The 8,568-nt window shown below is 42.6% G+C and carries 10 protein-coding genes and 1 pseudogene; 1 reads left to right on the top strand and 10 read right to left on the bottom strand.

Features of this window, described 5'->3' with window-relative positions; genetic code table 11:
- The 9 genes and pseudogenes from AACT52_RS28805 to AACT52_RS28765 form a co-directional block, all read right to left on the bottom strand.
- A pseudogene (locus AACT52_RS28805) lies at positions 1 to 356 on the bottom strand (hypothetical protein); the annotation flags it as partial.
- 129 nt (positions 357 to 485) lie between these two features.
- Positions 486 to 1,163 carry a hypothetical protein gene (locus AACT52_RS28800; protein WP_143172904.1) on the bottom strand — a complete coding sequence of 226 codons (678 nt, stop codon included), beginning with the start codon at positions 1,161 to 1,163 and terminating at the stop codon, positions 486 to 488.
- Positions 1,164 to 1,271: 108 nt separating this feature from the next.
- Entirely contained in the window at positions 1,272 to 1,508 is a 237-nt protein-coding gene (locus AACT52_RS28795; protein WP_073634246.1) for an SHOCT domain-containing protein, read from the bottom strand.
- A gap of 35 nt (positions 1,509 to 1,543) precedes the next feature.
- A complete protein-coding gene (locus tag AACT52_RS28790; RefSeq protein ID WP_073634245.1) occupies positions 1,544 to 1,852 on the bottom strand; it encodes a hypothetical protein in 309 nt (102 codons plus the stop codon).
- An 11-nt stretch (positions 1,853 to 1,863) separates the two neighbouring features.
- Complete coding sequence (locus tag AACT52_RS28785; protein WP_443216672.1) at positions 1,864 to 2,457, bottom strand: hypothetical protein; 594 nt, start codon at positions 2,455 to 2,457, stop codon at positions 1,864 to 1,866.
- A 276-nt stretch (positions 2,458 to 2,733) separates the two neighbouring features.
- Entirely contained in the window at positions 2,734 to 2,979 is a 246-nt protein-coding gene (locus AACT52_RS28780) for a hypothetical protein (protein WP_073634244.1), read from the bottom strand.
- 2 nt (positions 2,980 to 2,981) lie between these two features.
- Complete coding sequence (locus AACT52_RS28775; protein WP_073634243.1) at positions 2,982 to 4,067, bottom strand: hypothetical protein; 1,086 nt, start codon at positions 4,065 to 4,067, stop codon at positions 2,982 to 2,984.
- Between the two features lie 166 nt (positions 4,068 to 4,233).
- Entirely contained in the window at positions 4,234 to 5,010 is a 777-nt protein-coding gene (locus AACT52_RS28770) for an RNA polymerase sigma factor SigF (protein WP_073634242.1), read from the bottom strand.
- 812 nt (positions 5,011 to 5,822) lie between these two features.
- Positions 5,823 to 6,656, bottom strand: coding sequence for a photosystem II manganese-stabilizing polypeptide (locus AACT52_RS28765; RefSeq protein WP_073634241.1), 834 nt, complete (start codon positions 6,654 to 6,656; stop codon positions 5,823 to 5,825).
- 1,003 nt (positions 6,657 to 7,659) lie between these two features.
- Between AACT52_RS28765 and AACT52_RS28755 the strand changes: the two genes are divergently transcribed.
- Positions 7,660 to 8,010: a hypothetical protein gene (locus tag AACT52_RS28755; protein ID WP_073634240.1), complete on the top strand. Its 351-nt coding sequence runs from the start codon at positions 7,660 to 7,662 to the stop codon at positions 8,008 to 8,010.
- Between the two features lie 113 nt (positions 8,011 to 8,123).
- Here the strand turns inward: AACT52_RS28755 and AACT52_RS28750 are convergent, their stop codons facing one another.
- Positions 8,124 to 8,354 carry a hypothetical protein gene (locus AACT52_RS28750; RefSeq protein ID WP_073634239.1) on the bottom strand — a complete coding sequence of 77 codons (231 nt, stop codon included), beginning with the start codon at positions 8,352 to 8,354 and terminating at the stop codon, positions 8,124 to 8,126.
- Between the last annotated feature and the right edge of the window lie 214 nt (positions 8,355 to 8,568).

Below are 8,568 nucleotides of genomic sequence, written 5' to 3'. Positions count from 1 at the left end.
GAGTGACGCAAGTCTGCCTGAGCAAGTTCTGCCTGTGAACCAAGAATCCCCGCGCATGGCAGGCCGGGGAGTGTCAAACTACCAATAGTTTGCTCATCAGTGTGACCAATGATTTCAACGGTATTTATGTTGAAATCTTTTGTAGTTTTTTCAATGTCAGGTACTATTTTATTTGTGATGTAATTTAACATTGCCGAGGTAATTGCCGCGCTGCCTGGATCAAATCTGTAATTTTCATCTTTAATCAGCAGAATTGGCGGCGTACCTGTATTTTTATTATTAGATATTTGCGATATTGCATACTTTGTGCTAGTTATTAACAGCAATAACAGAAGTATCATAAAGGCATTGGACATTAAATCCGTAAAAGCCTGCCAAATATTTAGGTCTTCATTGTACTCAGTATGCCGCGATCGCCGAGCCAGAAAATTTTAAATTACATTAAATTTGGCTAAATTTATATATTTTTTTATATTGCATTTCATCTAATTATCATTTTTATTGTAGTTATCATTAATTTGTGCCTTTCTTAGCTGGGAAATTTCCTGCTTAATTTCACTAGCTTTTTGAATCAGCTTGTCAATTAAAAATTGATAGCTTTTAATGTTATATTCAGTTGTTTCTTCAAGACCACCAAGCAAGCGATCGCCCATCTTTTTGTATTCTGAAATGAGTTTTATATCCTTGTCTTTTATTAATTGGATTAAATCTAACTTAAATGTGTCAATTTTGACGTTTAAGTGATTGGCATATCCTTCAATATTGGCAATAACAGTCTCAACTTTTTGGTTGTTAGTACCGATTAAAGACTCAATCGCTGAATTTACCTGTTCTGTATAGGTTACTACAGTCTCCACCAACTCATTCAAACTATCGGCTTTATTGACAATTCTTTGTTCTAAATTATCAAGCCTGTTAATCGCCTTTGAAAAACTATTAGCTCCTTGTTTAAGTTGGGGAATAATCTTCCCAAGACAGGTTTGATTACTTTGATGTAACTCTAATACAGAGACTGAAGTTTGATTAACGCTCTTGATTTCTTCTCCCAACTTGATTAACTCCTGACTGCAACGCTGAACTTCATTCACTGCTGTTGCAATAGATATTACTGTTTCAGCTAAACTTGCAGCAGACTGAGAAAATCTCTCCTGCGTGCTAGCCAAATCTCCCGTCGCCTCTGATAATCTTTGCGCCTTTGCGCGTACTCTGCGAGAAGCCGCTCCTTTGTCTATGCGCGAGACAAAATAATATTTATGCAATCTTGTCTAATGTCATAGAGGGTATTTTTTGAAGATTTTTTGACGTTCGCCCTCAAACTCTTCTTCAGTTAGAAAACCATCAGCCAAATCTTGTTTTAGCCGCTCCAATTCTAACCGCCGTTTTGCTCTGTTGTCATGAGAATCTACAGGAGAATCTAGGACTATCTCCCCAGGAATAACTTTGTGATTTACTAAATTTGTGGGTGAAGGCAAATTTTGCTGTTGGCTGGTTTTAAATCGCTCATCCATATCTCTCCAAAAGCGATTGATAATTCCCTCTTTAGCTATGGGGTCGGTGCTTGCTGGAGGTACATATAATGCTGTTTTGTAGGGATAATTGGGACTGTCTTCTGGTAAATTTTTAATTTGTTTGACAAATTGCCGCAGTTTGGGTAAATAGTCATTTTGCCAGAGTTCTGGGTTGCTGGAAATTTTTGCGATCGCTCTTTAATCGGCAAAGCTTGAATCCAGGCTTGTCGTTGTTGACTTTTTAAAGAGTTTGCTATCCGAAAAGGAGTATCAGTCGGAGTTTCCACCCAAACTTCTGAAGTGATACCTGGTTGGGTCACCCCTTCGGGGAAGTCAAAAGTCAAAAGTCACGCATTCAAAAGTGAAGACCCCACGGATGAATCCAGGGGCTTGAATAAAGTTGCTCCGCATTTTTTCTTCTCCAGAAATAAATTTCGGGGCTTGTATCCTTTTCTTTTTCGGTAAGTAAGGGTGCATCAGTAACCCAAACAACTGATTGCGGCTTGATTGGCTGATTTTGCCGCAGACGATTGTGATTGATTTGAGCTATTCCTTGATAAATACTTAACTCCGCTCGCTGAATATCTGTACCGTAGAGGTTTGGAGCGGATGCAAAAGGTATTTTTTCTAATACTTTGTCAATATTTTCTTTACTTTGACTGCTAAATTGGATCGCTGTTCCCAATGGATTTACACCGGATGTAACTTCTCCTAAAGCTACATCTTTGCCAAAAGGAACTACGTAAACTGAATCTCCGGGCTTTAGGCTATCTTCAACAATCTGACGTAAGCGGAAACGTCCCTCATCATTCAGTCCAACGCTTGAGGTCAAGTCAATTGCCAAGACAACATCTCGTCCTCCCTGTAAGCGGGAGACTAAATCTAAGCCTATTTTTTGTGAACGGTTAAGATGATGACCAGGTATAACTGTTGCAGAAGTCTCAGCCAAGACAATTTCTTTATATATCCTCGTTCTATGTGATTATATTAACTATAATATCCGTATTTCCTGTGATTTTTAAATTGCTGAAAAAAATATACGTATTGAATATATTAAGATATATTGAAGTCATTGACAGTTGAGTTATCTTGCGTTAAAGACTTGTGAATCTACATTAGTAGAGCGCATCTCCTTAACAAAAAAATCGAATTGTTGGGTAGAGAAACCTCAACCCAAAAATTCTTAAATATAGGCATATTTACTTAAATTTCTTGCGAAAATTCGTCAAGCAACGTAGCGACTACGATAATAAGTCAAGATTTGCTGTACCCGTTGCCGACTTTGTGCGCCACACTCAGGGGTATACGAAATCCATAAACCAGCAATTTGGCTCTGATTGTAATCAAATTGTTGAGAGGTTTGGGGAATTAAATTAACTTCTACTCCTTCTAGTTGACGTAAATGAGCTGCTATCTCTCGATAGACTGCTAAAGGTAAACCAGCAAATTCAATTTTTTCTCTTGTCTCCATGTTTAAGTAGCTCCGCCTGGAACAGGGTTTTGGGGTGGTTCTGTCAAAGAAACAGGATTTGCCCCAGAAGCAGCAGTTGGTGGCGTTTGGGTAGCAATTCCTTCTCCTACCATTCTGGCAACTTCAATACCATATTGTTCCAGAATTACGCTCGGTTCGGAGCCTTCATTGATCTCAATACGTTTAATCAGCACTCCATTTGCCAGCCGCTGTCCTGCTTGCACATACCGACTTGTTGTCTCATTCGGTACTTTGATAATTGCTTGCGGTTCGGAGCCAATGAGAACCACACCAGAAACAAAAACTGCTCTGGCTAAGTCTGGTTGTGGTGGTGGTGGTGGTAATACAGATGCTAAAGCAGGGTTGGGGATAACTTGGGGTAAGACTTTAGGCAGCACAGGAGTAACAGCACGTTTGGAATTGACTTTAACAGATGCGATGGGTAAAGCGGGCGCTTTACCCATCGCGCTTTGCGCGGCTTTCTCCAGGAGCATCGCCGCCTGCGGCGCGGTGCTAAGCGCACGTAGGCTACGCGAATGCGCCATCGCCGCTTGCGGCGCTGTTCCTTGCCCAATCACCCTTTGGGGCGCAGCGCTTTGCCCAATGGCTGTTTTGTTGATTCTGTACTTCTTTTGATTTAAAGGGTTTTTGGTTGTAGTAGCTATCACATTGCTTTGCCGTTTACTCTTAGCTGCTGGTAGAGGTAACTTAGAAACGGGTTTTACCACTACAGGCGTATTTGTTACTCCAATCGAATAAGGTTCCACAATTTGTGCAAACGGGTCTTTCCGACCTTTTGAGACAACCCCTACCCGTTGTGTAGGATTCGTTGGTTGAATCAAGTTAGCAGTAGTTGTAATCACTGGTGCAATCTGTTTGGCAGACACGATAGGGTTATTAAACGGCTGATTTGCTGCTTTTTGATTGGCAGACAGGACTGCGTTATTAAACGGCAGATTTGCTGCTTTTTGAGTCGCTGCTGGCGTGTTAGTAGATGTAGGATGACTAGATTGATCACCTTCTGAGGAACAGGAGGCGATCGCCAAAGCCAGGATAGTAGCTATTGCAATTTTTGAATTTCTGCCCATGAGCTGTTCTCAAAAGCCATATAAAAATTTGCTTGTCCAAGTCAATATGCTTGAAATTTATACACCAAGCGAAGTCCCATACCTTTATAACCTAACTTTCCGCATTGCCAAGGTTCTTTTAAATACTCTAGCTTTTAGTTATATTGCGGATGACTAAGTTTTGCCGTTAATCCTCTGCCATACACATTAAGTGTTTCAGCAAGCCTAGCCCTTTCTTGATCCTACGAGAAACCGTGACTACACTTATACCAAGGCGTTCTGCCACTTGTTTTTGCGTCAAATCATGCAAAAACACAAATTCTAAGACTTCGCGGGTGCGTTGTTCTAACTGCACGAGTGCTTGTTGGAGGCGAATTCGGTCTTCTTGTGCCAGTTGAAAGCTGCGGTAGCGGTTGTCCGGAACGAGTTCTCCCAGTAAAGTTCCGCCTTCATCTCCATTCTGCACTGGGATATCGAGGCTTAAAGGGGCGCGGTTAGCCCATGCTAATTTGATTTCCTGCCATTCTTGTGAGGAAATTTCCAATGCTGCTGCTAACTCAGAGTCAGTAGGTTGGCGATTGTATTTTTCCCGCAAAGAACGCGAAACCAAGATTGCTTGCTGTTGCAGTGCTAACCAGCGTCGGGGAATTCGCACGGTGACTCCTTTATCTCGAAGGTAGTGTTGAATTTCACCGCGAATATAGGGAATGGCAAAGGAACTAAAGGCATGCCCCTTGGAAATATCAAATCTTTCTATAGCTAAAATCAAACCCAAACAACCGACCTGGAGCAAGTCGTCGTAGCTTTCTTGGCATTGATTGGTCCAGTAGTGAGCTTCTTTTCTCACAAGTCCAAAATTCAGTTTCACTAGTTGGTTGCGAACATCAGCTGCGCGAAATTGCTGATATTCTCGCAACAGCTGCCAAATCTCATGCTTGAGTTCATTGGTAAGTGTGGTTGTCATAGCACCGCATTTCTTGGCCAAATAAGGTCGAATAAACACATAAATACTCACTTTTAAACCAAACTGCGATTGTACTTATAAGTCAGATTTTTGTAGCGTACCCGTTGCATGGTGAACGCAGCACTTTTACAGGCAACAGACACCTGCATAGCCCTCTGGACGCTTTTGTGCAAGGTAGCGGACTTGCGCCAGATACCGCGATCGCGGAGATCACATCGCCCTATATAACTAAGAAGCTCCTATGGCAGATAAAAAATTTTGTGCTGGAAATACCTACCACAACCGGATTGCCAATGCAGCGTAATTTAAATTTGAGGGGGTTTTCTTGTTTTTTAGTTAAGTTTTTGGTGTGTTCTGTAGTTTTTCAAAACTATATAAAAATAAAATAAAAACTTTATTACTAAATTAAAAACCGCAATTCTACTGAATTAGAGTCGTTCATCCAGGAGTGCACTTAGTAGAGATAGACGGAAAATAGAAACTATTTAGCTGAATTGGGAATCAGTCATATCAGGGAAAATACTTAATATTAAAGAGGTTGTGGATACCTACTTTTTCATTAACAATCTAAATTTAAAATAGTCAAAATATTCACACGAGCAATAAAAAGGGCGAGACGCCGCTTGTTACACTTACGTATATGGCGTATATGGTCAGCAGTTTTATCAGTTAACCACATACGGACAGAGGTAACTCCAAACCCTCCTTCCAGAAAATATCCTGTGAGAGGGTAAGAAGTTACCTCATGGGATTAACTTAATAAACGTGCGGAGAAGCTCTAAGTGTCAGCCAGGTGCAGTCTTTAGAAGAATCTACACACGAGCGGGTTCTACACGAGCATAGAACAGACCGCGAACCTTGACTTCCTCAGGCTCTTTAGCGCCTAAATCGGTATCAGAGGGCTGTTCGCTCTCGAAGGTGCCTGCAATTTCGCCAGTAGAGTTATCTACTTTCGCTACTTGCAGAGAAATTTTACCTTTGAGAACTTCAGCTTGCTTGACGTTGGCACGTCTGAGTTCTTCATCATCAGATTGGGCGGGAAGAGCCACCGCGTTATCATACCCACTGGTAACACCGCGACCTTTGGGATCGAGGAAGGAAGCACCGCGATAGGAGGGGACTCTGAAGCTACCTTCAAAGTCAGTTGAGGTGTTAATGCTGGTCAAGCCAGGTTGTGTTTGAGCCACCAAGCCTTTGACGGTAAACAGGAAAGGTACGCTTTCACCACCAGGCAATTTGACTGTAATAGCTTGGAAGTCAAAGCCATCTTTCTCCACAAAGGTGAGGCTATTATCTTGATTGATCTTTAGATCGCCGATGATTTGATCCAAGGAGTAGGTGCGGCGAGTCAACAATTTACCAGCAACATATTCTGCTTGTTGCCGTTTATTAACGGGTTCTTCTTTGATAAAGAATTGGGTGGGTTCTATGCACAGTTCTTTTATGGTGTAGGACTGGCTACTATCAATGGGGATGGAACCACGGCTTGTTTCTGCTAATACGGGACATTTGACAGCCAAGCCGGTGCCTCTAATCTGCTCGTAAGTCAGGAACTCTGTACTAGTCGATGATGGACCTTCACTACAAGCAGTTAGGAACCCTAGGCACAAAGCCAAAAGTGTAACAATTAAAGCGCGAAACCTCATAGTTAACCTCAATGTCAAAAATTAATATTTAACTTTTGATACTCCCACGCCGTGCATGCGATGGAATTCACACCGCTTAGCGGTGCAGGCTGAATCAAGCAGCCTCTACCCACTTGGCACAAAGCCTTCTGCTTACTTAGAAACAATGGCGATGCCCAAGTCTATCATCAACGTGTCGCTTCCTTTAGCCTGAGCCTTGAAACCCCAAGCTACCCTGCCCACAGCACGCCATTGGGATGTATGGCGATCAGGTGGTAAAAGAACCAGCAGTTTTACATACAGCCCCTTGTTTTATGGGGAAATCAAAGTGATCATCAGCCAGATCATACGATTTTTTTTAACTCAAAATCAAAGCGTTCTGATATTGACCAACAAAGCCGGGATCGCATCTGGCTAACTCAGAGGCACGCCTCATGCGTCACAGTTTGATTATGTAAGTCGTAAGAACTTCAACTGTTGCTCTATAGGTAGTTCTCTAGGAAGGTGGGCTAAACAATGTAATATATTTTACAGTATTTGAAGTTTGACATATGGATGCGCTCAACACTTAGAGTCTCTAACCTGTTCTTAACTCCTGGTTAACACTTGCTGGTGACATAGATGTTTAAAATGTATCAAGTTTTTCTACAAATACAGAGACTGAAATCATCGCTCTGCCTTCTCTGGTGGCGTAGTTACTTTAAATAAGTGCATTCAGGATAGTTGGAATCAAGATTTTTCAATCAATTTCAAGCTCTATCATGCACCACTTTGGAATAGCCACGCCAGTAGGATAATCAATAGCGAGACGCTATGACGGTAGTGAGTCTTTGTCTTTGCAGGCTACTCCCCAAAGTTAAACACAAAGCAAAAACCTATTTTCTGTTGAGATATGCAAATAAATTTGTCACAGCAACACCTCACAAATCAATTAAACTTTTGAACGTAAGGTTGAGTGGTAACACGTCAAAGCAAAAAATATCCAGTAAATTTGATTAGACCTGATTGACAGGGATAGGGGGGTATGAGCAACGGCAAAAAGCTAGAGTCTGCGAAATTGTCTTGTGAACTGCAAGCGATCGCATCTGCGGTATACAATGCACAACAAGATTGTCTAGGGGATGCAAAGGCTCTTTTAGCCTTACTGCGACAGTTAGAGCGGTTACACCGAGAGATCCGAGATGGGGCTTTTCAACAGAGTTTGCCCGATAACCGTCAAGCCCTCTACTCACTGCTTCGCGATATTGAAGCTGAGGGAGGGTGGCCTTATATTGAACGTATGAGACTGCAAGCCTTTTTAACAAATTTGGAACAAGAGGCAGCTGTTGAAAACAACAGTGAAGTTTTGGAAAACGATAGCTCGTTGAGTTGGTAGTACCAATGCGTGGATTTTAGATTGGAAAATGGGAATTGTTAGTTGTTTTTTGTGAGTTGTTCTTGACTACAAACGACTAACCAATCCCCAAGACCATCTCTAACACTTGCTAGTCATGCCATTACAAACGGTACGATTGCCTGTAACGGTAGTGTGCTGTCTTCGCGTTCAAAGCAGCGTGTCCCGTTCGCGAACGCGAGCGCGTGTCCGTAAGGACTCAGGGACTCACGCTCTTTGCGTGCCCTTTGGGCATTGGCACAAGTGCCCGCCCAAAAAGCGATGGACAAACCCCCGCCAAGGGCGATGGCGCTTTTCTCCCGCGCTCGTCCCTCGCGGTGCGGCACGGCTGAGTGCTAGCTCCTGCGGAGCCGCACTCGCATTCGCACACGCACTCGCGAACGCCGTTAGCGTAAGCTCCTCCTAGGCAGGCACGGACACGCACTCGCGTTCGCGATCGCGCTGGATCAAGTTGCTGTTGTACTTAAGAGATACGAATGATTTTACGTTGTAAATGCACATTTACTGTATTGCATACCTATGTACAGACAATTGTTACCT

The sequence above is a fragment of the Scytonema sp. HK-05 genome, from assembly GCF_963872035.1.
Classification (GTDB): Bacteria; Cyanobacteriota; Cyanobacteriia; order Cyanobacteriales; family Nostocaceae; genus Kalymmatonema.
This window is presented reverse-complemented; position numbering and strand designations above follow the sequence as displayed.